Annotated in this window: 20 protein-coding genes; 13 read left to right on the top strand and 7 right to left on the bottom strand. The window is 58.8% G+C overall.

Going from position 1 to position 24,411, the window contains the following annotated elements:
- Positions 1 to 53 precede the first annotated feature (53 nt).
- From rimP to infB, 4 genes are read left to right on the top strand one after another with little or no spacing between them, the layout of a single operon-like run.
- Positions 54 to 644 (top strand): ribosome maturation factor RimP, encoded by a 591-nt coding sequence (gene rimP, locus ACR0MI_RS11840; protein ID WP_170619594.1) that lies wholly within the window; start codon positions 54 to 56, stop codon positions 642 to 644.
- The gene (nusA, locus tag ACR0MI_RS11835) at positions 644 to 2,257 is read left to right on the top strand and encodes a transcription termination factor NusA (RefSeq protein ID WP_170615497.1); all 1,614 of its coding nucleotides are present in this window, start codon (positions 644 to 646) and stop codon (positions 2,255 to 2,257) included. The genes rimP and nusA overlap by 1 nt, the downstream gene beginning before the upstream one ends.
- A 22-nt stretch (positions 2,258 to 2,279) precedes the next feature.
- On the top strand, positions 2,280 to 2,903 hold the full coding sequence (locus ACR0MI_RS11830) for an RNA-binding protein (RefSeq protein ID WP_170615495.1): 624 nt from the start codon (positions 2,280 to 2,282) through the stop codon (positions 2,901 to 2,903).
- 8 nt (positions 2,904 to 2,911) lie between these two features.
- The gene (infB, locus tag ACR0MI_RS11825; protein WP_170619595.1) at positions 2,912 to 5,386 is read left to right on the top strand and encodes a translation initiation factor IF-2; all 2,475 of its coding nucleotides are present in this window, start codon (positions 2,912 to 2,914) and stop codon (positions 5,384 to 5,386) included.
- A 64-nt stretch (positions 5,387 to 5,450) separates the two neighbouring features.
- On the opposite strand, the gene tdh is transcribed toward infB, so the two are convergent.
- From tdh to ACR0MI_RS11810, 3 genes are all read right to left on the bottom strand, one after another.
- Positions 5,451 to 6,479 carry an L-threonine 3-dehydrogenase gene (gene tdh, locus ACR0MI_RS11820; RefSeq protein ID WP_170817158.1) on the bottom strand — a complete coding sequence of 343 codons (1,029 nt, stop codon included), beginning with the start codon at positions 6,477 to 6,479 and terminating at the stop codon, positions 5,451 to 5,453.
- Between the two features lie 14 nt (positions 6,480 to 6,493).
- The gene (locus ACR0MI_RS11815) at positions 6,494 to 7,678 is read right to left on the bottom strand and encodes a glycine C-acetyltransferase (RefSeq protein WP_170615491.1); all 1,185 of its coding nucleotides are present in this window, start codon (positions 7,676 to 7,678) and stop codon (positions 6,494 to 6,496) included.
- 110 nt (positions 7,679 to 7,788) lie between these two features.
- Positions 7,789 to 8,352, bottom strand: coding sequence for a helix-turn-helix domain-containing protein (locus ACR0MI_RS11810; RefSeq protein WP_170615489.1), 564 nt, complete (start codon positions 8,350 to 8,352; stop codon positions 7,789 to 7,791).
- Between the two features lie 117 nt (positions 8,353 to 8,469).
- Between ACR0MI_RS11810 and ACR0MI_RS11805 the strand changes: the two genes are divergently transcribed.
- Entirely contained in the window at positions 8,470 to 9,645 is a 1,176-nt protein-coding gene (locus ACR0MI_RS11805; protein WP_170615487.1) for an acetyl-CoA C-acyltransferase family protein, read from the top strand.
- A 96-nt stretch (positions 9,646 to 9,741) separates the two neighbouring features.
- On the opposite strand, the gene ubiB is transcribed toward ACR0MI_RS11805, so the two are convergent.
- Both ubiB and ubiE read right to left on the bottom strand, forming a co-directional pair.
- Entirely contained in the window at positions 9,742 to 11,271 is a 1,530-nt protein-coding gene (ubiB, locus tag ACR0MI_RS11800) for a 2-polyprenylphenol 6-hydroxylase (protein ID WP_480854434.1), read from the bottom strand.
- A gap of 3 nt (positions 11,272 to 11,274) precedes the next feature.
- Entirely contained in the window at positions 11,275 to 12,027 is a 753-nt protein-coding gene (gene ubiE, locus ACR0MI_RS11795; protein WP_170615483.1) for a bifunctional demethylmenaquinone methyltransferase/2-methoxy-6-polyprenyl-1,4-benzoquinol methylase UbiE, read from the bottom strand.
- Positions 12,028 to 12,113: 86 nt separating this feature from the next.
- On the opposite strand from ubiE, the gene mutM reads away from it, so the two are divergent.
- The 6 genes from mutM (at position 12,114) to recF (ending at position 18,755) form a co-directional block, all read left to right on the top strand.
- A complete protein-coding gene (gene mutM / locus ACR0MI_RS11790) occupies positions 12,114 to 12,965 on the top strand; it encodes a bifunctional DNA-formamidopyrimidine glycosylase/DNA-(apurinic or apyrimidinic site) lyase (RefSeq protein ID WP_170615481.1) in 852 nt (283 codons plus the stop codon).
- Between the two features lie 66 nt (positions 12,966 to 13,031).
- Positions 13,032 to 13,808, top strand: a complete 777-nt coding sequence (locus ACR0MI_RS11785; RefSeq protein ID WP_170615479.1) for an enoyl-CoA hydratase — start codon at positions 13,032 to 13,034, stop codon at positions 13,806 to 13,808.
- A 231-nt stretch (positions 13,809 to 14,039) separates the two neighbouring features.
- Entirely contained in the window at positions 14,040 to 14,303 is a 264-nt protein-coding gene (rpsT, locus tag ACR0MI_RS11780; RefSeq protein ID WP_170575014.1) for a 30S ribosomal protein S20, read from the top strand.
- Between the two features lie 556 nt (positions 14,304 to 14,859).
- Entirely contained in the window at positions 14,860 to 16,251 is a 1,392-nt protein-coding gene (gene dnaA, locus ACR0MI_RS11775; protein ID WP_170615477.1) for a chromosomal replication initiator protein DnaA, read from the top strand.
- A 226-nt stretch (positions 16,252 to 16,477) separates the two neighbouring features.
- Positions 16,478 to 17,599, top strand: coding sequence for a DNA polymerase III subunit beta (dnaN, locus tag ACR0MI_RS11770; RefSeq protein ID WP_170615475.1), 1,122 nt, complete (start codon positions 16,478 to 16,480; stop codon positions 17,597 to 17,599).
- A 43-nt stretch (positions 17,600 to 17,642) separates the two neighbouring features.
- Positions 17,643 to 18,755 (top strand): DNA replication/repair protein RecF, encoded by a 1,113-nt coding sequence (recF, locus tag ACR0MI_RS11765; protein ID WP_170615473.1) that lies wholly within the window; start codon positions 17,643 to 17,645, stop codon positions 18,753 to 18,755.
- On the opposite strand, the gene ACR0MI_RS11760 is transcribed toward recF, so the two are convergent.
- On the bottom strand, positions 18,752 to 19,318 hold the full coding sequence (locus ACR0MI_RS11760) for a carboxymuconolactone decarboxylase family protein (RefSeq protein ID WP_170615471.1): 567 nt from the start codon (positions 19,316 to 19,318) through the stop codon (positions 18,752 to 18,754). The two genes, recF and ACR0MI_RS11760, sit on opposite strands and share 4 nt — an antisense overlap.
- 100 nt (positions 19,319 to 19,418) lie before the next feature.
- Here ACR0MI_RS11760 and ACR0MI_RS11755 point away from each other — a divergent pair, with 100 nt between their 5' ends.
- Both ACR0MI_RS11755 and gyrB read left to right on the top strand, forming a co-directional pair.
- Complete coding sequence (locus ACR0MI_RS11755; protein ID WP_170615469.1) at positions 19,419 to 19,991, top strand: TetR/AcrR family transcriptional regulator; 573 nt, start codon at positions 19,419 to 19,421, stop codon at positions 19,989 to 19,991.
- A 102-nt stretch (positions 19,992 to 20,093) separates the two neighbouring features.
- Positions 20,094 to 22,511 (top strand): DNA topoisomerase (ATP-hydrolyzing) subunit B, encoded by a 2,418-nt coding sequence (gene gyrB, locus ACR0MI_RS11750; RefSeq protein WP_170615467.1) that lies wholly within the window; start codon positions 20,094 to 20,096, stop codon positions 22,509 to 22,511.
- A 491-nt stretch (positions 22,512 to 23,002) separates the two neighbouring features.
- Here the strand turns inward: gyrB and ACR0MI_RS11745 are convergent, their stop codons facing one another.
- Positions 23,003 to 24,295 (bottom strand): FRG domain-containing protein, encoded by a 1,293-nt coding sequence (locus ACR0MI_RS11745; RefSeq protein WP_170817143.1) that lies wholly within the window; start codon positions 24,293 to 24,295, stop codon positions 23,003 to 23,005.
- Between the last annotated feature and the right edge of the window lie 116 nt (positions 24,296 to 24,411).

Below are 24,411 nucleotides of genomic sequence, written 5' to 3'. Positions count from 1 at the left end.
TCGACGGGCCGCGCGCCCGTTTTTTTGTGCCCGATTCATGGGTAGAGAACCTGATGACAAACGACCTGATAGCCAAAGCTGCCATCGATCGGCGACTGGCCGAGATCATTACCCCCGTGATCGAGGATCTGGGGTATGAGCTGGTCCGTGTCCGCCTGATGAGCGGCAAACAGACCACGCTGCAAATCATGGCCGACAAGCCCGATGGCGGTATCGAAGTGGATGATTGCGCCGAGATTTCAAACGCGGTCAGCGCCACGCTGGATGTCGAGGATCCGATCCTTGACGCCTATACATTGGAAGTGTCCAGCCCCGGTATCGACCGCCCTCTGACCCGTCTCAAGGATTTTGAGACGTTCGAGGGGTATGAGGCCAAGATCGAAACCGCCGAGCTGATCGACGGCCGCCGCCGCTTCAAGGGTGAGTTGGCCGGGATCGAAGGGGAAGAGGTTCTGATCAACATTCCCGAGGGGTCAGAAACGATCACCATCGGTCTGCAGTTCGACTGGCTGAGCGACGCCAAGCTGGTCCTGACCGACGACCTGATCAAGGAAATGCTGCGCCAGCGCAAGGATGCCGGTGCCCTGAACGAAAACGCTTTCGACGAGATTGAGACCGAAGGGTCCGAAGAGGAGACGAACTGATGGCAATCACCTCAGCCAACCAGCTGGAGCTGCTGCAGACCGCCGAGGCCGTGGCCCGCGAAAAAATGATCGACCCCGGTCTGGTTGTCGAAGCGATGGAAGAATCGCTCGCCCGTGCCGCCAAGAGCCGCTACGGCGCGGAAATGGACATCCGCGTGTCGATCGACCGCAAGACCGGTAAGGCGACCTTCACTCGCGTCCGCACTGTTGTCGAAGATGACGAGCTGGAAAACTATCAGGCCGAGTTCACCGTCGAGCAGGCCAAACAGTATATGGAAGACCCGCAAGTCGGTGACGTCTTCGCTGAAGAAGTGCCGCCGGTTGAAATGGGCCGTATCGCGGCGCAGTCGGCGAAACAGGTGATTCTGCAAAAAGTCCGCGAGGCCGAGCGGGATCGTCAGTACGAGGAGTTCAAGGATCGCGCGGGCACAATCATCAACGGTGCCGTGAAACGCGAAGAGTTCGGCAATGTCATCGTCGATCTGGGCGGTGCCGAGGCCGTTCTGCGCCGCAACGACAAGATCGGCCGCGAAAGCTATCGCCCGAACGATCGTGTACGCGCCTATATCAAGGAAGTCCGCCGCGAGGTTCGCGGGCACCAGATCTTCCTGTCGCGTACCGCGCCGGAATTCATGGCTGAGCTGTTCAAGATGGAAGTGCCGGAAATCTATGACGGCATCATCGAGGTCAAGGCCGTGGCCCGTGACCCCGGTTCGCGCGCGAAGATTGCGGTGATTTCCTATGACGGCTCAATTGATCCCGTCGGTGCCTGCGTAGGTATGCGCGGCAGCCGCGTGCAGGCCGTTGTGAATGAGCTGCAGGGCGAAAAGATCGACATCATCCCGTGGAACGAGGACCAGCCGACTTTCCTGGTGAACGCGCTGCAACCCGCCGAGGTTTCCAAGGTGGTTCTGGACGAAGAAGCCGGTAAAATCGAGGTTGTGGTCCCCGAGGAACAGCTGTCGCTCGCCATTGGCCGCCGTGGTCAGAACGTGCGTCTCGCAAGCCAGCTGACTGGTCTGGACATCGACATCATGACCGAGGCCGAAGAGTCGGCGCGTCGTCAGAAGGAATTCGAAGCCCGCACCAAGCTGTTCATGGAAAGCCTGGATCTGGACGAGTTCTTTGCCCAGTTGCTGGTCTCAGAGGGTTTCACCAACCTCGAAGAGGTTGCCTATGTCGAGATCGACGAGCTGCTGGTCATTGACGGTGTTGACGAAGGCACCGCGCAGGAACTGCAAACCCGCGCGCGGGAATTCCTGGAAGCACAGGCCAAGGCTGCGCTGGATGCTGCCCGCGCCCTGGGCGCCGAGGACAGCCTTATTGAATTCGAAGGCCTGACACCCCAGATGGTTGAGGCGCTGGCCAAGGACGATGTGAAGACACTGGAAGACTTCGCGACCTGCGCGGACTGGGAACTGGCCGGTGGCTGGACCACGGTCGATGGCGAACGCATCAAGGATGACGGTGTTCTGGAGCCTTTCGGCGTCACGCTGGAAGAAGCACAGGATCTGGTCATGACGGCCCGCATCATGCTGGGTTGGGTTGACCCGGCCGAACTGGAACAGGCCGAAGAAGACAGTGAAATTGCAGACGAGGAGGCCGAGGCCTGATTTCAGGCCTCGGGTGGCGTGAATGGGTCGCGGTGGCGTCCATAAAGACCGGTCCGAAGGACCTGAACGCAAGTGCATCGCCACGGGCGAAGTTCAGCCTAAATATGGGTTGATACGCTTTGTGACGGGGCCGGACGGTCAGGTCTATCCGGATGTCGCGGCGAAACTGCCGGGACGTGGGGTCTATGTGGCGGCGGATCGCGCCGCACTGGACCGGGCCGTGGGCAAGAAACTGTTTGCACGCGGGTTCAAGGCTCAGGTGACCATACCGCAGGATCTGGCGGATGAGGTCGAGCGGCAGATTTCGCGCCGGGTGATTGAACTGCTGAGCTTGGCCCGCAAGTCCGGCGATGCGGTCGCCGGCTACGAAAAGGTCAAGACGTGGCTGGACCGGGAAGAGGCCCAGGTACTGATTCAGGCCACCGATGGATCGGGGCGCGGCAAGTCGAAACTGAGCACGCCGCATTTTGGAAAATACATCGGTTGGCTGACGGCGGACGAGTTGGGACAGGCATTTGGGCGCCAAACCGTGATTCATGCGGCTCTGGCCTCTGGCGGACTCGCCAAACGTGTTGTAGAGGAAGCGCAGCGCCTGCGTGGCTTGCGCGAAACGGATGACGGCGGCAAGGGCCGCTCGGAAGGGTAAGAAGCTTTATGAGCGATAGTGACGGCAAAAAGACATTGGGTCTTCGTGGCGGGGCACGCCCCGGAAATGTGAAACAGAGTTTCAGCCACGGACGCACCAAGAATGTCGTGGTGGAAACCAAACGCAAACGCGTGGTGGTCCCCAAGCCGGGTGCCAGCAAGCCAGGTGGCGGCGCTGCGCCGTCGGGTGATCCTTCACGTCGTCCGGCCGGCATCTCGGATGCCGAAATGGCGCGCCGCATGAAGGCATTGCAGGCCGCCAAGGCGCGCGAAGCCGACGAGGCTGCTGCCCGCGAGGCGGAAGAAAAGGCGCGTGAAGAAGAACGCGCCCGCCGCCGTGCCGAGCAAGAGGCCAAGGAACGCGAACAGCGTGAGGCCGAAGAACGTGCGCGCCAGAAGGCAGAAGACGAAGAGCGCAAGCGCAAAGAGGCGGAAGAAGCCGCCAAACGCGCCGCTGAGGCCCCGACCCCCGAAGAACCCAAGGCGGCCCGCAGCCCGGCCAGCAAGCCTGCGCCAGCGGCGACTCCGCGCAAGCAGGATCGCGAACGCGAACAACGTGGTCGCGGCAAAGGGCGTGACGACAACCGCAGGTCCGGCAAGCTGACACTGGGTCAGGCCACCGGTGGCGAAGGTAACCGTCAGCGCTCGATGGCGTCGATGAAGCGCAAGCAGGAGCGTGCGCGTCAGAAAGCCATGGGCGGCCCGGTCGAGCGCGAAAAGGTGATCCGCGACGTACAGTTGCCCGAAGCGATCATGGTTTCGGAACTGGCGAACCGTATGGCCGAGCGCGTGGCCGATGTAGTAAAATCCCTTATGCAGATGGGCATGATGGTGACGCAGAACCAGACCATCGACGCCGATACAGCCGAGCTGATCATCGAAGAGTTCGGCCACAAGGTCACCCGTGTTTCCGATTCGGATGTCGAGGACGTCATCAAAGAGGTCGAAGACAGCGAAAAAGATCTGCAACCGCGCCCGCCGGTCATTACGATCATGGGTCACGTTGACCACGGTAAGACCTCGCTGCTGGACGCGATCCGCGATGCGCGGGTCGTCGCAGGCGAGGCCGGTGGCATCACCCAGCATATCGGCGCCTATCAGGTCGAAACTGATGGCGGCACCACGCTGACCTTCCTGGATACGCCGGGCCACGCGGCCTTTACCTCGATGCGCTCGCGCGGTGCCCAGGTCACGGATATCGTGGTTCTGGTGGTTGCGGCCGATGACGCGGTGATGCCGCAGACGATCGAGGCGATCAACCACGCCAAGGCGGCCGAAGTGCCGATGATCGTGGCGATCAACAAGATCGACAAACCGGACGCGAACCCGGACAAGGTCCGCACCGACCTGCTGCAACACGAAGTGATCGTCGAGAAGATGTCGGGTGAAGTTCAGGACGTCGAAGTGTCGGCCATCACCGGTCAGGGCCTGGACGAACTGCTGGAGGCCATCGCGCTGCAAGCCGAGATTCTGGAACTGAAAGCCAACCCCGACCGCGCCGCCCAGGGCGCCGTGATCGAGGCGCAGCTGGATGTGGGCCGTGGTCCTGTGGCCACTGTTCTGGTTCAGAACGGCACGCTGCGTCAGGGCGATATCTTCGTTGTGGGTGAACAGTACGGCAAGGTCCGTGCGCTGATCAACGACAAGGGCGAACGCGTCAAGGAAGCTGGCCCCTCGGTTCCGGTCGAAGTCCTGGGCCTCAATGGTACGCCCGAGGCCGGTGACGTTCTGAACGTGACCGAGACCGAAGCACAGGCCCGTGAGATCGCAGCCTACCGCGAACAAGCCGCCAAGGACAAACGCGCCGCCGCCGGTGCAGCGACCACCCTTGAGCAGCTGATGCAGAAAGCCAAGGAAGACGAGAACGTGGCCGAGTTGCCGATCCTCGTCAAAGCCGACGTGCAGGGTTCTGCCGAAGCCATTGTTCAGGCGATGGAGAAGATCGGAAACGACGAAGTGCGCGTGCGTGTACTGCACTCGGGCGTTGGTGCGATTACCGAGACGGATGTCGGCTTGGCTGAAGCCTCCGGCGCGCCGGTCTTTGGTTTCAACGTACGTGCCAACGCGTCAGCCCGGAATACGGCGAACCAGAAGGGTGTTGAGATCCGCTATTATTCTGTGATCTATGACCTCGTTGATGACGTGAAAGCGGCCGCATCGGGTCTGCTGAGCGCCGAAATTCGCGAGAAGTTCATCGGCTACGCCGAGATTCGCGAAGTCTTCAAGGTCACCGGTGTTGGCAAGGTTGCTGGCTGTCTGGTCACCGAAGGTGTTGCCCGTCGTTCCGCAGGCGTCCGTCTACTGCGCGACAACGTGGTGATCCACGAAGGCACGCTGAAGACGCTGAAGCGCTTCAAGGACGAAGTGGCCGAAGTCCAGTCGGGTCAGGAATGTGGTATGGCATTCGAGAACTACGATGACATCCGCCAGGGCGACGTCATCGAAATCTTCGAACGCGAAGAAGTTACCCGCACGCTGGACTGATCCAGACACAATCAGACAAAGAAAAACAGCGGCTCATTCGGGCCGCTGTTTTCGTTTTGTCATTTCAGGTCCAGTCCAGCACCACTTTGCCGGATTGACCGGATTTCATGGCCTCAAACCCTTTGGCGAAATCGTCGACGTTGAACCGATGAGTGATGACCCGGCTGACATCTAGGCCGTTCTGAAGCATGGCTATCATCTTGTACCAAGTCTCGAACATCTCGCGGCCATAGACGCCTTTGATGGTGATCGCCTTGAACACGATGCGCGACCAGTCGACCGGGGATTTGCCGGGCGGGATACCCAGAAGGGCAATCTTGCCACCCATCACCAGCGCTTCGACCATCTGATCCAGCGCGGCTTGTGAGCCTGACATCTCCAGGCCCACATCGAACCCCTGTTGCATTCCAAGCGCAGCGATAACGTCTTTCAGGTCTTCGCGACTGACATCGACGGCGCGAACTGTGGGCACGACATGTTCGGCAAGCTTCAAACGGTCCGGGTTGATATCGGTGATCACCACATGCCGTGCCCCGGCATGACGGGCGACCGCGGCAGCCATGATGCCAATGGGACCCGCTCCGGTAATCAGAACGTCCTCTCCCAGCAAATCAAAGCTGAGCGCCGTGTGCACCGCATTGCCGAGCGGATCAAGGATCGCTCCGATTTCATCCGGGACGTCGTCTGGCAAGGGCACAACGTTAAAGGCGGGCAGCTTCAGGTATTGGGCAAACGCCCCCTGTTCGTTTACCCCGATGCCGCGCGTGCCGGGGTCGAGGTGAAACTTTCCTGCGCGGCTCTGGCGGCTGTCGGTTCCGATCAGATGCCCTTCCCCCGAGCAGCGCTGGCCAACCTCAAGACCCGTCACGTTACGCCCGATCTCAACAATCTCTCCGGCAAATTCGTGGCCGGTGATCATCGGCACCGGAACAGTATGCGCGGCCCATTCATCCCAGTTCCAGATATGAATATCGGTGCCGCAGATACCGGTCTTGTTGATCCTGATCAGCACCTCATCAGGGCCGATTTCCGGCACCGGAGACCGCACCATCCAAAGCCCTTCCTCGGGCCTGGACTTCTCGAGCGCTTTCATGGTGTTGGGTCGCATCAGATCACCCCCAACTCCTTGCCGACCTTACCAAAGGCCGCCAATGCGCTGTCCAGTTCGTCCCTGGTCAGGGCCGCATTCATCTGCGTTCTGATCCGCGCCTTTCCGCGTGGCACGACGGGAAAGAAGAAGCCCGAAACATAGACGCCTTCGTCAAACAGTCGTGCGGCCATGTCCTGCGCCAACTGCGCTTCTCCCAGCATCACGGGGATGATCGGGTGCTCGCCGGGCAGCAGGTCAAATCCCAGTTTTTCCAGACCCGCGCGCCAGTATTTCGCATTGCCGAACAGCTGAGCGCGCAGCATGTCGCCCTGTTCGACCAGACGGATGGCTTCAAGCCCTGCGGTGACGATGGAAGGCGGCAGCGAGTTTGAGAACAGATAGGGCCGCGCCCGCTGCCGCAGCAGGTCAATCACTGGCTGCGGCCCGGCGATATAGCCGCCGATTGCCCCCCCAAGTGCCTTGCCCAGAGTTCCCGTCAGAATGTCCACGTCGACACCGAAGTGATCCGGTGTTCCGGCACCGTTCGGCCCCATGAAGCCGGTGGCGTGGCAGTCATCTACCATGACGATGGCATCATACTTGTCCGCCAGTTCGCGAATTTTTGGCAGGTTGGCCAGATAGCCGTCCATCGAGAACACGCCATCCGTGGCAATCATGATATGCCGCGCCCCGTCCTCGCGCGCCTGTTTCAACCAGGCTTCAAGGTCGTTCATATCATTGTTCATGTAGCGATAGCGCTTCGCCTTGCACAGCCGCACGCCGTCAATGATCGAAGCGTGGTTCAGACTGTCCGAGATAATGGCGTCTTCGGGGCCCAACAAAGGTTCGAACAGTCCGCCATTTGCGTCGAAACAGGCTGCAAACAGGATGGAATCGTCCTTGTTCAGGAACTTCGCCAACGCCTGTTCCAGTTCCCGATGAATATCCTGCGTACCACAGATGAAACGCACCGAAGCCATGCCGAACCCTTTAGGTCCCATCGCGTTCGTGGCAGCCTCGATCAGCGCAGGGTGATCGGCCAGACCCAGGTAATTGTTCGCACACAGGTTGATAACCTGCCTGTCGCCCACCGTAATCTCACCGCCCTGGGGCGAGGTGATCATTCGTTCGCGTTTGTACAGGCCTTCTGCTTCGATCTGCGCAAGGGTGTCCGTGATGTGGGACAGGAATGCATCTGCCATGGCGACCTCCGTTCATCTGAGTCGCGTTTCTAACATAGCGGACAATTTTCCCAAATAGGGGAATTACAGTATGAAGGAAAAATTTCCGTGAAGGCGGAAATTTGCTGATGTCAGGCGTTTTTCACGATCAGGAAAACCCGTGCCGGGCCATCGGCGGAAATGGAATGCGCAATATCCGCCGCATACCGTGCGGTATCGCCTTGCTTCAGGTCCGAAACGGCGTTCCCCGAAGTGACCCGGACGGCGCCCTCCAAAACGGTTAACTGTTCCCGTGCGCCCCGCTTATGGGGCTGGCTGTTCAACGCACCGCCGTCTTCGAACTGAATATCGTAAACTTCGTGCCCACCGGCCTCTTCCGGCGGCGACAGGATGTGAATCCGGCATCGCTCGCCCATGTTATCGATACTTGGCACTTCGGTCTTCTTGAGCACCTCGATTTGATCCTTGGCTTTGGAGTCTTCCAGAAGGCCCGCAAAATCCACCTGCAGGGCGCGGGTCAGGTTCCACAGTGTCGAGATGGTCGGGCTGCTTTCGCCCCGTTCGATCTGGCTGACCATGGACCGGGAGACGCCGCTTAAGTTGGCGACCGCTTCGAGGGACAGGCCCTTGGCCCTGCGTGCCTCTTTCAGGCGGGCGGGGAGGCGTGTCAGGATATCGTCTGTGTTTTCCGTCATGACGGAATTTCATGCGCGCTGAGCGGAGCATTGTCAATTCCGTCCGTGACGGGACGTCTTGCGCGACATCATCATTCTGCGTGTGCATACTGCGGTCAAATTCAGGAGGAGTGATCCATGACCGACATCGTAATTCTCGATGGTGCTCGCACCGCGATTGGCACCTTTGGCGGGGCTCTGGCCTCGACCGCGCCGATTGATCTGGCGACCGTTGCGACCGAGGCGGCGCTGGAGCGGTCCGGGGTCGAAGGCGCGCAAATCGGGCATGTGGTTTTCGGTCATGTGATCAACACCGAGCCGCGTGACATGTATCTGTCGCGGGTTGCTGCGATGCAGGCAGGAATTCCAAATGGCACCCCCGCAATGAACGTGAACCGGCTGTGCGGGTCTGGCGCGCAGGCGATCGTGTCGGCGGTGCAGTCGCTGATGTTGGGCGATGCGGAATTCGCCGTTGCAGGCGGCGCCGAAAGCATGTCGCGCAGCCCTTATATCATTCCGCAGGCGCGGTGGGGCGCAAAGATGGGTGATGTCACCTCGCTGGATATGATGCTGGGAGCACTGAACTGTCCGTTCGGAACCGGGCATATGGGTATCACCGCCGAGAACGTCGCGGACGAGCACCAGATCAGCCGTGAGCAGATGGACGCTTTTGCAATGACCAGCCAGACCCGCGCGGCGGAAGCGATCGAGGCGGGTTATTTCGAAAGCCAGATCGCGCCAGTGCAGGTCAAGGTCAAGCGCGACATGGTCGATTTCAAGATTGATGAGCACCCGAAAGCAACCTCGCTTGAGGCGCTGTCAGGTTTGCGACCGGTGTTCAAGAAAGACGGTCGTGTTACTGCCGGAAATGCCTCGGGTATCAATGACGGGGCAGCGGCCATGGTTCTGGCGACGGCAGACGCCGCCGAGAAAGCCGGATTGAAGCCCAGGGCGCGCGTTTTGGGATATGCCCATGCCGGGGTTCGGCCCGAAGTGATGGGGATCGGACCGGTTCCGGCGGTTCAGAATCTGCTAAAGAAGACCGGGCTGTCCACCGAAGAGTTTGATGTCATTGAAAGCAATGAGGCGTTCGCTGCGCAGGCTTTGGCTGTCAATCAGGAGCTTGGGCTGGACGCATCGAAGGTTAACCCCAACGGTGGTGCGATCGCTCTGGGCCACCCGGTGGGCGCGACCGGTGCGATCATCACTTTGAAGGCCCTCTACGAGTTGGAACGCACCGGTGGTTCCAAAGGTCTGATCACCATGTGCATAGGGGGCGGCCAGGGGATTGCCATAGCAATCGAGCGCCTTTGATCTGAGATCGGGCAGGGGGGCTGTCTGCCCCCCATCGCGCCATGGCGCGATTCCCCCCGAGGATATTTTTGGCCAGATGAAGCAGGCGGGCCGGAGTTAACCCAATACTGTAATCAAAAGCACCGCCGCCGCACCGAAAACGGCGCCGATTGCGGCGGTCAGAAGTGACGCCACGATTCCGTTGCCTTTGGTTTCTTCCTGCTGGGTCTGCGCAATCAGCGCGTTTTCAACCAATCCAGGCAGGCGTGGGCCAAACCGGGCCAGAACCATTGCTGTCTTGCCGAAGTCCCGCATAACAGCGCGCGGGCCGATTGACTGTTTGATGTAATCTTCAACCACGGGACGCGCGACCTCCCAGATGTTCATGTGGGGGTCCAGTGACCGCGCGACGCCTTCGACCACAACCATGGTGCGTTGCAGCAGGATCAGTTCCGTCCGGGTTTCCATCCCGAACCGTTCGGTTACTTCGAACAGGTAGCTCAGCAAACGCCCCATGGAGATATGGGTAGCGTTCATACCGAAGATCGGCTCTCCGACCGCGCGTAGGGCCCGGGCGAACTCGTCGACGTCCTGATTGGCGGGGACATAGCCCGCCTCGAAATGCACTTCGGCCACGCGCTTGTAGTCGCGACGGATGAAGCCGAACAGGATCTCGGCATAGACCCGGCGGGTGTATTCGTCGATATGGCCCATGATGCCATAGTCATAGGCAATGATGTCGCCGTTTGCCGCGACTTTCAGGTTTCCCTGATGCATGTCGGCATGAAAGTAGCCGTCGCGCAGGGCGTGCAGCAAAAACAGGCGCAAGACCCGCTGGGCCAGATCGTTGCGGTTATGATCCGCGGCATCCAGAGCCTCGTTGTCGCCAAGCGGGATTCCATCTGCCCAGCTGAGCGTCATCACCCGGCGTGCGGACAACGACCAAACCACGGGCGGCAGCCAGAAGCCCGCATCGTCTTTGGTGTTGGCGGCGTATTCCGAAGCAGCCGCGCTTTCCAGACGCAGGTCTAGTTCGCCGCGTACGATTCCGTCGAAATGCTCGATGACCTCCATCGGGCGCAACCGGCGCGCGCCGGGGGCAAAGAGATCAACAATGCGGGCGGCAAAATAGAAAGCGTCGACATCCTTTTTGAAGGCGCGTTCGATGCCGGGGCGAAGGACCTTGACGGCGACGTCTTCGCCCGTGCTGGTCAGTTTGGCCTTGTGAACCTGTGCGATCGAAGCGGCGGCAATCGGATCGCTGAAATCACTGAAGATTTCGGCCACCGGCTGCCCCAGTTCCCTTTCCACTTCGGCCATTGCTGCAGCGCGGGAAAAAGGGGGAAGTTTGTCCTGTAACACACGCAGCTGGCTTGCCAGTTCGTTGCCTACAACATCCGGGCGGGTCGACAGCACCTGGCCAAACTTGATGTAGGCCGGACCCAGTGCGGTCAGGGCACGCGTCGCCGGCGGCATCTTGGGATCGCCTTTGTAACCCAGCCATTGGAAGGGTTTGCCCAACGTATGCGCCAGGATGCGCACAGCACGCGGGGCTTCAAACGCATCCAGCACGACATTCATGGCACCCGTGCGCTCTAAGGTGGCGCCTGTGCGGATCAGGCGGATGATATTATGAGGGCCGCGCATAGGTCAGATCTTCCATCCGGAATGCAGCGCCGCGATGCCCATGCTCAGGTTGCGGTATTTGGCATTCTCGAATCCCGCTGCGCGGACCATGTTCAAAAAGGTTTCCTGATCCGGGAATTTGCGGATCGATTCGACCAGGTACTGATAGCTGTCGTAGTCATTGGCGATCAGCTTCCCCATGCGCGGGATGACGTTGAAACTGTAGAGATCATAGAGCTTTTGCAGCCCGTCATTGGGCAACTGGCTGAACTCCAGCACCATCAGGCGGCCACCGGGTTTGAGAACACGGAACGCTTCGTTCAACGCCTCTTGCGGGCGGGTGACGTTCCGGATTCCGAACGAGATGGTGTAGACGTCAAACGTGTTGTCCTCGAAAGGCAGTGCCATGGCATCACCGACCACCCAGTTGAGGCTGTCCGACATCTGGTCGGCTTCGGCGCGCTGGCGGCCTTCGATCAGCATCGGTTCGGTCAGATCCAGAACGGTGGCGTGGCCGTGGCCCGCGCGTTGTAGGAAGCGAAAAGAAATATCGCCCGTGCCGCCCGCCACATCCAACAGCCGCTGACCAGGGCGCGGAGCCAGCCAGTCCATCATCGCGTCTTTCCAGACACGGTGGATGCCCATCGACATGACGTCGTTCATCACGTCGTATTTCGAGGCGACCGAGTTGAACACGCCCTGTACTCGCCCGGCTTTTTCAGCCTCGCGCACGGTTTCGAACCCGAAATGTGTGGTCTTGTCGCTGTTGTCGGACATTTGCCTTGCCGTTTGTCGAATTTCGCCTCTGTTATAGGGCTCTGGAACCGGGGCACAATGCGGCCCTTTGGATTAGGAGCCGTGTAATGCCGGAATTGCCCGAGGTCGAGACAGTAAGACGCGGCCTGACCCCTGCGATGGAGGGGGTGGTGATCGAAAAGGCGGACGTGAACCGACCGGATCTGCGCTGGCCGTTTCCGGAACGCATGGCCGAGCGGCTGACGGGCCAGCGGGTTGACCGGCTGCGGCGGCGGTCCAAATACATTCTGGCCGATCTCGGCAGCGGCGAGACGCTTTTGATCCATCTGGGCATGTCCGGGCGGATGACCGTCTCGGGCGATCCGCTTGGGCAGTTCGTGCACGAGCATCCGATGCCGGCAAAACACGATCACGTCGTGTTTCACATGGCCAATGGCGCGCGGGTGACCTTCAACGACCCGCGCCGGTTCGGGGCAATGGATCTGCTGCCGACGGCCACGGCTGAGGAACAAAAACTTCTGTCGGTTCTGGGGCCGGAACCCCTGGGCAATGATTTTCACGAGCAACACTTGGTCGATGCGTTTCGCGGAAAGAACACACCGGTCAAATCTGCATTGCTGGATCAGGGAATCGTTGCCGGGCTCGGCAATATTTACGTCTGCGAGGCGCTTTATCGTACCGGGGTGTCGCCACGTCGCAGGGCCAGGCAAATTTCTGCGGCGCGGGTCGCGGCGCTGGTTCCTGTTATCCGGCAGGTGCTGCAGGAGGCGATTGAGGCGGGTGGATCGTCGCTGCGGGATTTCCGCCAAGCTGATGGAGAACTTGGATATTTTCAGCACAACTTTGATGTCTATGGCCGAGAGGGCGAGCCCTGCCGGACCGAAGGTTGTGACGCCGTGATCAGGAGAATCACCCAGTCCGGTCGCTCATCCTTCTATTGTGCGCAATGCCAAAGATAGCTTGATCCAAGTTTTTCGCGTGGTAAGGAATCGTACTTGAACGGAACAACCGGAAGCTTACATCCCATGGCTTTTGAGACGATCATCGTCGAAATCGAAGACCACGTTGCCCTTATCAAGCTCAACAGACCGGACGCGATGAACGCGCTGAACACCCAGTTGATGGGTGAGCTGTACACCGCGCTGGAAGAGGCAGATGAAAACGACAAGGTGCGCTGCATCGTCATCACCGGCTCGGAAAAGGCCTTTGCCGCGGGCGCGGATATCAAAGAGATGTCCGAGATGAGCTTTGTCGATGTCTACAGTCAGAACCTGTTTGGCGACGCGAATGATCGCGTCTCGGCTATTCGTAAACCGATCATTGCTGCGGTGGCAGGATATGCGTTGGGTGGCGGCTGTGAACTGGCGATGCTGTGCGATTTCATCATTGCCGCTGATACTGCCAAGTTCGGCCAGCCCGAGATCAATTTGGGTGTCATCGCCGGTATCGGCGGCACGCAACGCCTGACCCGCTTTGTCGGCAAGTCCAAATCGATGGACATGAACCTGACCGGGCGCTTCATGGATGCGGAAGAGGCCGAGCGTTCGGGGCTGGTCAGCCGTGTTGTTCCGGCAAAAAAGCTGATCGAAGAGGCGATAGGGGCCGCGCAGAAGATCGCAGAGAAATCGCAACTGACGGCGATGGCGGCAAAAGAGGCCGTGAACCGCAGCTATGAGTTGCCACTGAGCGAGGGAATGCTGTTTGAACGGCGCGTGTTCCACTCGATGTTTGCGACAGAAGACCAGAAAGAGGGCATGGCCGCGTTTCTTGAAAAACGCGCGGCGCAGTTCCGCGACAAGTAAGCGGTGCCCTGACCAGATCGGAACAGGCGGGCCTTTGCCCGCCTTTTTCATACCTGCCTTGCGCATTAAAAGAATCGGCTTGGCAAACCTCGCCAACTTGGATAGTAAGCGCCGCTATACATGCGCGTGCGGCCCGCTCGGCCCGACTCACACTCGTGATTTCTGATCCGGTGCGGATGTTTCCGTGGCGCGCAACCCTAGATAACCGTACCGAACAAAGGTCAGAAACACATGGCTAACTCGCCTCAGGCAAAGAAACGCGCACGTCAGAACGAAAAGCGTTTCGCTGTAAACAAAGCACGCCGTTCGCGCATCCGCACCTATCTGCGCAAAGTTGAAGAAGCAATCGCATCCGGCGACAAGGACGCGGCAACCGCAGCCCTGCGCGCAGCCCAGCCCGAACTGATGCGCGGTGTCACCAAAGGTGTCTTCCACAAGAACACTGCCGCCCGCAAGATGTCGCGCCTGTCGTCGCGCGTAAAAGCACTGGGCTGACGCCGGTGCCTGACCTAGCGTCAGGTAAACAAGGCTGATCCATTTCAGAAGGCGTCGCAATGTGCGGCGCCTTTTTGCTGTTGCCGATATATCGCGCCTTCACAAAACCGAGAGATTCTTTCCGCCGGATTCCTGAGTCAATATCAGAGATTCATTGCCGCCGGCCGTTCGGTCTTGTTACCACTGTTCCAGCGATTCACTCGCTTGGGGGGACAGGCTGTCCTGGCGATCGGACTGACGGGCATCAGGAAGATCCATGGATGAATGTCGGCGACCGGTCTGGCCGGTTTGGCGATCTGCTTCGGGTCTCGGGAAACCGAGGTGCTCGGTCCTGTCTAAAATTGGAAGGTGATGCGTAACCTGGTTTTCGGGCGCGCTCCGGCTGTTGGAGCGTAGCAGTATCAGCGATGCGCAGAAAAAGAAAATCTTACCGCCGTTCTATTTGGTTCGGCGCAAGGGTGCCTTTTGCGTGAGTGAACGCCCAGAAGACCGGGTGATCCGGACAAATTCAAAAAGGCCTGAAGGCCTATAAAGAATGGGATGCGTGAGGCGCTGAATGACACAAGAGAAATGGGGACTGCTGCGTAACAAGTTGCTGAAGGTTGTTGGCCGGAACAACTACACCACCTGGATCGAACCTCTTGAATTTCAGGAGTTGGAGGACGGTGTAGCGGTGTTTTCGGTGCCGACGAATTTCATGGGCAACTATGTGAGTCAGAATTTTGCGGATCTCATTCTCTATGAACTGAACACCTCCGGTGAACCGGTAGAGCGTCTGGCCTTTCGCGTCGCGGCCAACTCGCCCGCGCGGCCGGCAGTGGAACCCGTAACGGCAGCGCGGGAAGTGGCGGAACCCAAAAGGGTCGAACCATCTTATCAGGATGATGGCAATGGTGCCCTGGATTCGCTGCAGGCGGCACCGTTGGATGCCCGCTTCACGTTTGACAGCTTTGTGGTCGGCAAGCCCAACGAACTGGCCCATGCTGCGGCGCGCCGGGTTGCAGAAGGCGGGTCGGTTACTTTCAATCCGCTGGTCCTTTATGGCGGTGTCGGGCTGGGTAAAACGCACCTGATGCACGCTATCGCCTGGGAGCTAAAAACCAAGCGCCCTGAGTTGAATGTGCTCTATCTGTCGGCCGAACAGTTCATGTACCGCTTTGTACAGGCTCTGCGCGAGCGCCGGATGATGGATTTCAAACATCTTTTCCGGTCGGTTGATGTTCTGATGGTCGATGATGTCCAGTTCATCGCGGGCAAGGATTCAACTCAGGAAGAGTTCTTTCACACTTTCAACGCCTTGGTGGATCAGAATAAGCAGATCATCATCTCGGCCGACCGCGCCCCGGGTGAAATCAAGGATCTGGAGGATCGAGTGAAGTCGCGCCTGCAATGCGGATTGGTGGTGGACCTGCACCCCACCGACTACGAATTGCGCCTTGGCATCCTGCAGAACAAGGTTCAGCAGTACAGCAGCACATATCCGGATCTGACCATCGCGGACGGGGTTCTGGAATTCCTCGCACACCGCATCTCAACCAATGTGCGCGTGCTTGAAGGGGCTTTGACGCGTCTCTTTGCGTTTGCCTCGCTGGTTGGGCGCGAGATCGATATGGAACTGACTCAGGATTGTCTGGCCGACGTCCTGCGCGCGTCCGAGCGTAAGATCACCGTTGAAGAGATTCAGAGGAAAGTCTCGGACTACTACAACATCCGCCTGTCCGACATCATCGGTCCGAAGCGCCTGCGTTCATACGCGCGTCCGCGTCAGGTTGCGATGTATCTGTGCAAGCAGCTGACCAGCCGCTCGTTGCCCGAGATCGGCCGCCGCTTTGGCGGGCGTGACCACACCACGGTCATGCATGGCGTCAAGCGGATCGAAGAGTTGAAGCTGACCGACGGTCAGATCGCGGAAGACGTTGAAATGCTGCGGCGGTCTCTGGAAGCCTGATTTCAACCCAAGCCCTTCATCAACGCCCCGGTTCACCAGGTCCGGGGCGTAATCATGTGCGCTATTGTCCACGCCTGGCCTGGAACTGTGCTTTGGAAACCACGCGGCCCTTGACGTGTTGGGCAATCCGACCCAGAAAACCATAAAAAATCCTTGTGCCTCAGGGTGGAACCGCTAACGTGCCAGTCCCGCCCATGTCGGCACGCAAGTCAGAGGAATTGAGGGTATGAAGATCAGCATCGAACGCGGCACCCTTCTCAAGGCCGTTTCGCAGGCCCAATCCGTTGTGGAACGCCGCAACACAATTCCGATCCTGGCCAATGTACTGATCGAGGCTGAAGGCAACCAAGTGCAGTTCCGCGCCACCGATCTGGATATCGAAGTGGTGGACAAGGCCCCTGCGCAGGTTGAAAAAGCCGGGGCGACCACGGTGGCGGCAACGACCCTGCACGAGATCGTGCGCAAGCTGCCCGACGGCGCGCTGGTCACGCTGACGGCTGACAGTGCTGCGGGTCGCCTGACGGTTGAGGCCGGGAGATCCAACTTCTCGCTGGCGACATTGCCGAAAGAAGATTTTCCGGTGATGGCTTCTTCGGAGTACCAGTCGAATTTCACAGCCTCCGCAGCGTTGCTGCGCCGGTTGTTCGACAAGTCCAAATTCGCCATTTCGACTGAAGAAACCCGGTACTACCTGAACGGTGTTTACATGCATGTGGCGGATGGGTCCGAGGGCGGCAAGGTTCTGCGCTGCGTGGCCACCGATGGACACAGGTTGGCGCGCATTGACGCCGACCTGCCGGATGGGGCGGCGGGTATGCCGGGCGTCATCGTGCCGCGCAAGACCGTGGGCGAATTGCGCAAGCTGCTGGACGATGACGAGATGGATATCGCCGTCTCGGTCAGTGAAACCAAGGTGCGGTTCGCAACGCCGGATATCACGCTGACCTCAAAAGTGATCGATGGCACGTTCCCCGACTACACCCGTGTCATTCCGCAGGGGAACACTCGCAAGTTGGAAGTCGACGCTGCCGAATTCGCGCAGGCCGTGGACCGTGTTGCAACCGTTTCATCAGAGCGGTCGCGGGCGGTAAAGCTGCAGCTGGATGCGGACAAGCTGGTCCTGTCGGTGAACGCGCCGGATAGCGGTGCGGCCGAGGAAGAACTGGCCGTAGCCTATGGCGACGAGCGGCTGGAGATCGGGTTCAACGCGAAGTACCTGCTGGAGATCGCTTCTCAGGTGGATCGCGAGAATGCGGTGTTCATGTTCAATTCGGCTGGAGACCCGACGCTGATGCGTGAAGGCAATGACCAGAGCGCGGTCTACGTTGTCATGCCGATGCGTGTCTGATCGCGCTGGCGCGCGATGCCTCCGGCGGGAGTATTTTGAAAAAATGAAGGGAGGGGTCGTGGCTTTGGCCCTGACCGAACTTACGGTCTCGCATTTCCGGTCCCACAAACTGGCGCGTTTGTCTTTGGATGGGCGGCCCGTGGCGATCCATGGACCGAACGGGGCCGGCAAGACCAATATCCTAGAAGCGGTTTCACTGTTTTCGCCGGGTCGTGGAATGCGACGGGCGAGCGCGGCAGAGATGACGCGGCGACCCGAGGCGCTGGGCTGGAAGCTGTCCGGGCTGTTGCAGGCGCAGGGACAGCGATACGAGATTGAGACCTGGTCGGAAGGTGGTGCGGCGCGGCAGGTTCGGATTGACGACAAGGCCGCCAGTCAGATCGATCTGGGCAAGCTGGCGCGGGTGGTCTGGCTGATTCCGTCGATGGATCGGTTGTGGATCGAGGGCGCCGAAGGGCGGCGCCGGTTCTTGGACCGGATCGCGCTGAGTTTCGACCCAAGCCATGCCGAGGCATCGTTGATCTACGAAAAATCCATGCGGGAACGGAATCGCTTGCTGAAGGAGCAGGCGAGGGATGCCCATTGGTATGCCGCCCTGGAAGGTCAGATGGCGGAGATGGGGCACCGGATAAATGTGGCCCGGTTATCGGCGCTGGACCATCTGCGGGCAGCGCAGGATCAGGCAGAAACGGCATTTCCGTCTGCTGAATTGGAGCTGGTGCAGACCGAAGGGACGATGCCCGGGACGGCGGAAGACTTGCGTTACGCATTGAATGAAAGCCGCTTTCGCGATTTGGCGGCGGGGCGGACTTTGGTTGGGCCGCATCGGTCGGATCTGTATGGGGCGTATGCGGCCAAGGGCGTGCCTGCCAGGGATTGTTCAACCGGCGAGCAGAAGGCGCTTTTGGTTTCGCTGATCCTGTCCAACGCGCGGGCTTTGGCCGGGATGGTGGGTGCGCCGCCGATCGTGTTGCTGGATGAAGTTGCCGCCCATCTGGATGCCACCCGACGGGCCGCGCTTTATGATGAGATCTGCGCGCTTGGTGCTCAGGCCTGGATGACGGGCACCGGGCCTGAGTTGTTTGCGGAATTGGGTGAGAGGGCCCAGACGCTGGTTGTCACGGAAGGCGACGAAGGCTCGGTCGTGACGCCTTAGGCGGGTTCGCTGACCTTGCGTTCCCAAAGGAAGCTGCGCATGACTTCATCCACAGGTGTTTTAGCCATGTGATTGACGTAGTTCGACATGGTCTTCTGAGCCAGACCCAGTACCACGTCCAGAACAGCACGGTGTGAGTAGCCAGCATCAAAGAAGGTTTGCAATTGCGCCTCGGTGACGTTGCCGCGGGTTTGCATCATTTGCAGGGTAAAGGTGCGCAGTGCTTCGAGTTTGGCATTGGGCAGCGGGGTTTCGTTGCGAAGCGCTTCGGTGATCTCATCCGAAACCTTCATCATCTTCGCGATGCCGGTATGAGCGGGCACACAGTAGTGGCACTCATTTTCAACATTGATGGTCTGCCAGACGACGGTTTTCTCGTCATTGTCGAAATCGGTCTGCATGAACAGGCCGTGCAGGACCTGATAACCTTCCAGATGCTGGGGGCTTTCAGCCATCACCTTGTGCAGGCCGGGCAAGCGGCCAAACGCGGCCTGGGATTTCTCGAGAAGCGGTTTGGATCCTTCTGGTGCGGATTCGAGGTCGTGGGAGGGGAAGTTGGCCATGTCGGAACTCCTGTTTTCTGGCGACTGAGTCCGAAATAGTCTTTCTTGAGTGATCACTCAAGTATATATTTGAGCGAGCGTTCAAGAATAGGTGAAGAAGATGCCCCGCAAACCCGCATATGACCGAGACGCTCTGATCGCGAAGGCCAGGGATATTTTTTGGCGTCAGGGCTGGGCCGGGACGTCGCTGAAGGATCTGGAACGCGAGTTGGGCCTCAAACCGGGCAGTTTTTATGCGGCATTTGGGTCCAAGGATGCGCTTTATGCGCTGACGTTGGAACGGTACGCGCAGGATGGTGTGGCGCGCCTTATGGCGCTGGCCGAGGAATTAGGGCCGCTTGAAGCATTGAAGGCGCAGCCACGGATCGTGATCGATTCTGCCCAGATGCCTGCAAGGGCCTGCATGTTGGCCAAAACCTACGCCGAGTTGCAGTCGAAGGATCACGAACTGGCCGAAAAGGCGAGCCGTCATATGGCGGATATGAAAGTGTGTTTTGCAACGCTGTTTCGCCGCGCGCAGGAGGCCGGAGAAATCGGCGCGGATAGTGATCCGGACCGTCTTGCGGCGCGGTATCAATCCGACCTGTTGGGGCTGCGTTTGTCGGCCGAGCGCAGCGATGTGAATGCCCTGGAAATCGCGGCGGAAATCGCGGCGGATATCGACCGGCTTTGATCTGCTGAAAAAACCAAGTTCCGCCACAAAATGTGGGGGGATCGCGTGACATTCCCCACCAGAAAACGTATAAGTTACCAAAATAATATAGGTACTAACGGCATGTCCGAAGACGCACAGGCATCACAAGAATACGGCGCGGATTCTATTAAGGTTCTCAAGGGCTTAGAGGCCGTCCGCAAGCGCCCTGGCATGTATATCGGTGATACCGATGATGGCTCGGGTCTGCACCACATGGTGTACGAAGTTGTCGATAATGGAATTGACGAAGCTCTGGCCGGTCATGCCGACCATGTGACCGTAAAAATTCACGCCGATTCCAGCGTTTCGGTCAGCGATAACGGGCGCGGGATTCCGGTCGATATCCACCCCGAAGAAGGCGTGTCTGCCGCCGAGGTCATCATGACCCAGTTGCACGCGGGCGGTAAGTTCGACAGCAACTCGTACAAGGTGTCGGGCGGTCTGCACGGCGTGGGCGTATCGGTGGTGAACGCGTTGTCGGACTGGCTGGAGCTGCGGGTCTGGCGCAACGGAAAAGAACATGTTGCCCGGTTTGAAGGGGGCGAGACATCCGAGCATCTGAAGGTCGTGGCCGAGTGTGGTGGCCGCACCGGGACAGAGGTGCGGTTCCTGGCTTCGACCAATACGTTTTCGAACCTGGAGTATTCCTTCGAGACGCTGGAAAAGCGCCTGCGCGAACTGGCCTTCCTGAACTCGGGCGTGCGGATCATCCTGATCGACGAACGTCCGGCGGAGCGGCTTGAGACCGAACTGTTCTATGAGGGCGGCGTAAAAGAATTCGTCAAATACCTGGACCGTTCGAAAACTGCTGCGATGCCCGAGCCAATCTATATCAAGGGCGAGCGCGATGATATCGGTGTCGAAATCGCAATGTGGTGGAATGACAGTTACCACGAGACGGTTCTGCCCTTCACCAACAACATCCCGCAGCGCGATGGCGGGACACATGTGGCCGGATTCCGGGGCGCGCTGACCCGGACGATCAACAACTACGCGCAGTCCAGCGGAATCGCCAAGAAGGAAAAGGTCAGCTTTACCGGCGACGACGCGCGCGAAGGCCTGACCTGTGTGTTGTCGGTGAAAGTCCCCGATCCGAAGTTCTCGTCCCAGACCAAGGACAAGCTGGTCAGCTCCGAAGTACGCCCGGCGGTCGAAAGTCTGATGAACGAAAAGCTGGCCGAGTGGTTCGAAGAAAACCCGAACGAGGCCAAGACCATCGTAGGCAAGATCATCGAGGCTGCTCTGGCGCGCGAGGCTGCTCGCAAGGCCCGCGAACTGACCCGTCGCAAGACGGCGATGGACGTGAACTATCTGGCGGGCAAGCTAAAGGATTGCTCCGAGAAAGATCCGTCCAAGACCGAAGTCTTCCTCGTCGAGGGGGACTCGGCTGGCGGTTCTGCGCAGACGGGCCGGGATCGTCTGACTCAGGCCGTTCTGCCCTTGCGTGGGAAGATCCTGAACGTCGAGCGTGCCCGGTTCGACCGGATGCTGTCTTCTCAGGAAATCGGCAACCTCGTCATGGCCCTGGGTACCGGCATTGGTCGGGATGAGTTCAATATCGAAAAGCTGCGCTACCACAAGATCGTCATCATGACCGATGCCGACGTGGACGGCGCGCATATCCGAACCCTGCTGCTGACCTTCTTCTATCGGCAGATGCCGGAGCTGATCGAGGGCGGGTATCTCTATATCGCGCAGCCGCCGCTATACAAGGTTTCGCGTGGTAAGTCAGAAGTTTACCTGAAGGATCAGGCCGCGCTGGACGATTATCTGATCAATCAAGGGGTTGAGGGCGCGGTGCTGAAACTCGGTTCGGGGGAAGAAATCACCGGCCAGGATCTGACCCGCGTGGTCGATGAAGCACGGCAGTTGAAACGTGTACTGGATGCGTTCCCGACCCACTACCCGCGCCATATACTGGAACAAGCTGCCGTTGCCGGGGCCTTTGTGCCGGGCGCGGTTGATGCCGACCTGCAAGGCGTGGCCGACAAGGTCGCCGCCCGTCTGGACCTGATCGCGCTTGAATATGAACGCGGGTGGCAGGGCCGGATCACGCAGGACCACGGCATTCGGCTGGCCCGCATCCTGCGCGGTGTCGAAGAAGTGCGCACGCTGGATGGCCCCATGCTGCGCTCGGGTGAGGCGCGCAAGACGGGCAGCTTCACGCAAAGCCTGCAAGAGGTTTACAACACCCCTGCGACCCTGATCCGCCGGGACCGTATGCAATCGATTCACGGTCCACTGGACCTGCTGCGCGCAATTCTGGAAGAAGGCGAAAAGGGCCTGTCGCTGCAACGGTACAAAGGTTTGGGTGAAATGAACCCCGACCAGCTTTGGGAAACAACGCTGGACCCCGACGCACGCACACTGTTGCAGGTGCGGGTGGATGATATGGTCGAGGCGGATGATCTGTTTACCAAACTGATGGGCGACGTGGTCGAACCGCGGCGGGAGTTCATCCAGAAAAACGCGCTGAGTGTTGAGAACTTGGATTTCTAGTTAGGTGTAGGTTTGCGCATAACACTTCGCGCACCCCATAAGTTTACGTAGTTCGCCCATAGTTTTGCGCTGCGCGTTTGTCTGCATTAGCGACGAATTCAATCAGTTTATGGCTTAGTCGTCGCGGTTATGGCCCTTTGCATTGCTCAACCCCGCAAAGGGCCTCCCTAAGGAAACTTGGATTCTCGCGAAGGTCTGCGATGCGCAGAAAACGTACTTTGCAAAGTTCAAGCCGTTTCCTGAGACCAGACCTTGATTCATTGAACGGTATTGGCAAAATGAGCCCCGAGCCGACCTCAGTTGAGGCGCGGACCTTCGCTCACGCAGCATGACAGCGCGGCCCATTGCGGTCACTCGTCCTGACATCACCATGCTGCGGCGCGGCCCGTCGAAGGAGACTTTCGCCGCACTCGCAAAATCAGGTGATGGGCCAATTCACGGTCTGCGGTACAGTGTGGTCAAACGACAACTCTGTCTACGCTCTCAATTATCTAGAACTTGTCAGGCTCGCAAAGAAATTCTTCAACTATGTGAAGTGTTGAAATGTGTGCTTCATGCACTTCGCTACTTCCACAATCGCACTCTTCCGGATGGCTCTCGCGAATCCAGAACCCGTCGGCATTGCGACGATAGAACCAGCCTTTGTTGAAACCAACGCCTGTCATGTCTAGTCCAGGATGTTCGACCATCAACTCGCATACCTCGAATTGATCTGGTCCTCTTGGGAGCACACCAACCCCCTTTTGGTAGAGCGTCATTTCGCCCATGTTTGCGTGCTGGATCAATTCGTCGACTTCGAATGCAACTGTGCCGTTTTCCTGGACAAGCGCTTCGATCTGGGGAAAGCGCATGGGTGTGTTTTTGTCGGCACTGCCGAACAAGGAAATCTCAGGCACACTCACGACGATGCCTCCAAGCGGATCGCCATCGATTGACCCGAATTTCTCTTCGATTCTCTCGCCGCGGAAAAACGCAGTTCGAGGCCAGGCTATTTTAACGAAGCTTTCCGAGTATTCCGGGAGCTCAAGGGATCTCCTGAATGCTGGAATAGAGAAACCGCCGTTGCTCACGCCTTTGATCTCCCGCCAGGGCAAGCCAAGCAACGCGTTTAGGATAGGATCTCCCTCTGGCGATGGGAAAAGTGAGTTTGTGCCTTCAAAGCCGTTCTGAGCCGCATACTCATGGAATATTGCCCGATCAGCGACGATATGCGCTCTGAAACAACCGATAGGTAAAGGAGCGTTCCGCAGAGGCCCAATGAGCCAAGCTGACTGCGCTTGAATTCGAGACACGAAGCCGTCTATTTCTAGCGTTCCAAGATCAACTACACCGGCCTGCGTCGCCATGTCTTTGTCGAAAATGTAGAGATGGCCATCACCTTCCTCGAAGGTATATTTCGCCATTCGTTTGCGGAGCCATACGGGGCGCTCTTCGTAGTCCTCGCTCATCTCGATTATTGGGTTTTCTGAGTATTTGTGGCATGCGAACCAAGCGCCCACAGACGGATCGGAAGAGCAATCAATGTAGAAAGAACGCCAGCCGTAATGCTGCAACAGAGCTTGCGTGTTTTCTAGTCGATTTCCGTGCCCCTTTTGGAAAGCGTCCAAGACGTTCTTGGCGTACCGGCTCCACCTCAGCATTTCGCTCGGGATGCAACCGGCGCGGTCGAAAGAGGTCGTAACGGTTGGGTAATGGGAAGTTTGTCCCCGGAAGAGGGCCTGTTCGCCGTGCTCTCTGATGAGAGTTTCTAGCTCCTCGACACTACTCGCTGTGATCTGCTTCATTTTGTCCCCAATTAACGGCGATAGCGAGCAGAAAATCTGATTTCTGCACGCGTATCCGGCCGCAACCCTGCACATTCGATCTGAAATCAGGTCGTGTTTATCCAACAAAAGCGGAG

Source organism: Ruegeria sp. D4 (assembly GCF_056534475.1).
The sequence above is the reverse complement of the archived record's forward strand: the minus strand, read 5'-3'. Positions and strand labels throughout refer to the sequence as shown.

Excerpts from the sequence above, each read along its gene's own strand:
- ACR0MI_RS11830 (WP_170615495.1), top strand. The coding sequence starts at position 2,280 with ATGGGTCGCGGTGGCGTCCATAAAGACCGGTCCGAAGGACCTGAACGC.
- dnaN (WP_170615475.1), top strand. The coding sequence starts at position 16,478 with ATGAAGATCAGCATCGAACGCGGCACCCTTCTCAAGGCCGTTTCGCAG.
- ACR0MI_RS11815 (WP_170615491.1), bottom strand. The coding sequence starts at position 7,678 with ATGGCAGATGCATTCCTGTCCCACATCACGGACACCCTTGCGCAGATC.
- rimP (WP_170619594.1), top strand. The coding sequence starts at position 54 with ATGACAAACGACCTGATAGCCAAAGCTGCCATCGATCGGCGACTGGCC.
- dnaA (WP_170615477.1), top strand. The coding sequence starts at position 14,860 with ATGACACAAGAGAAATGGGGACTGCTGCGTAACAAGTTGCTGAAGGTT.
- infB (WP_170619595.1), top strand. The coding sequence starts at position 2,912 with ATGAGCGATAGTGACGGCAAAAAGACATTGGGTCTTCGTGGCGGGGCA.
- gyrB (WP_170615467.1), top strand. The coding sequence starts at position 20,094 with ATGTCCGAAGACGCACAGGCATCACAAGAATACGGCGCGGATTCTATT.
- tdh (WP_170817158.1), bottom strand. The coding sequence starts at position 6,479 with ATGAAAGCGCTCGAGAAGTCCAGGCCCGAGGAAGGGCTTTGGATGGTG.
- ACR0MI_RS11745 (WP_170817143.1), bottom strand. The coding sequence starts at position 24,295 with ATGAAGCAGATCACAGCGAGTAGTGTCGAGGAGCTAGAAACTCTCATC.
- ACR0MI_RS11785 (WP_170615479.1), top strand. The coding sequence starts at position 13,032 with ATGGCTTTTGAGACGATCATCGTCGAAATCGAAGACCACGTTGCCCTT.
- ubiE (WP_170615483.1), bottom strand. The coding sequence starts at position 12,027 with ATGTCCGACAACAGCGACAAGACCACACATTTCGGGTTCGAAACCGTG.
- recF (WP_170615473.1), top strand. The coding sequence starts at position 17,643 with ATGAAGGGAGGGGTCGTGGCTTTGGCCCTGACCGAACTTACGGTCTCG.
- ubiB (WP_480854434.1), bottom strand. The coding sequence starts at position 11,271 with ATGCGCGGCCCTCATAATATCATCCGCCTGATCCGCACAGGCGCCACC.
- ACR0MI_RS11755 (WP_170615469.1), top strand. The coding sequence starts at position 19,419 with ATGCCCCGCAAACCCGCATATGACCGAGACGCTCTGATCGCGAAGGCC.
- ACR0MI_RS11760 (WP_170615471.1), bottom strand. The coding sequence starts at position 19,318 with ATGGCCAACTTCCCCTCCCACGACCTCGAATCCGCACCAGAAGGATCC.
- nusA (WP_170615497.1), top strand. The coding sequence starts at position 644 with ATGGCAATCACCTCAGCCAACCAGCTGGAGCTGCTGCAGACCGCCGAG.
- mutM (WP_170615481.1), top strand. The coding sequence starts at position 12,114 with ATGCCGGAATTGCCCGAGGTCGAGACAGTAAGACGCGGCCTGACCCCT.
- ACR0MI_RS11805 (WP_170615487.1), top strand. The coding sequence starts at position 8,470 with ATGACCGACATCGTAATTCTCGATGGTGCTCGCACCGCGATTGGCACC.
- ACR0MI_RS11810 (WP_170615489.1), bottom strand. The coding sequence starts at position 8,352 with ATGACGGAAAACACAGACGATATCCTGACACGCCTCCCCGCCCGCCTG.
- rpsT (WP_170575014.1), top strand. The coding sequence starts at position 14,040 with ATGGCTAACTCGCCTCAGGCAAAGAAACGCGCACGTCAGAACGAAAAG.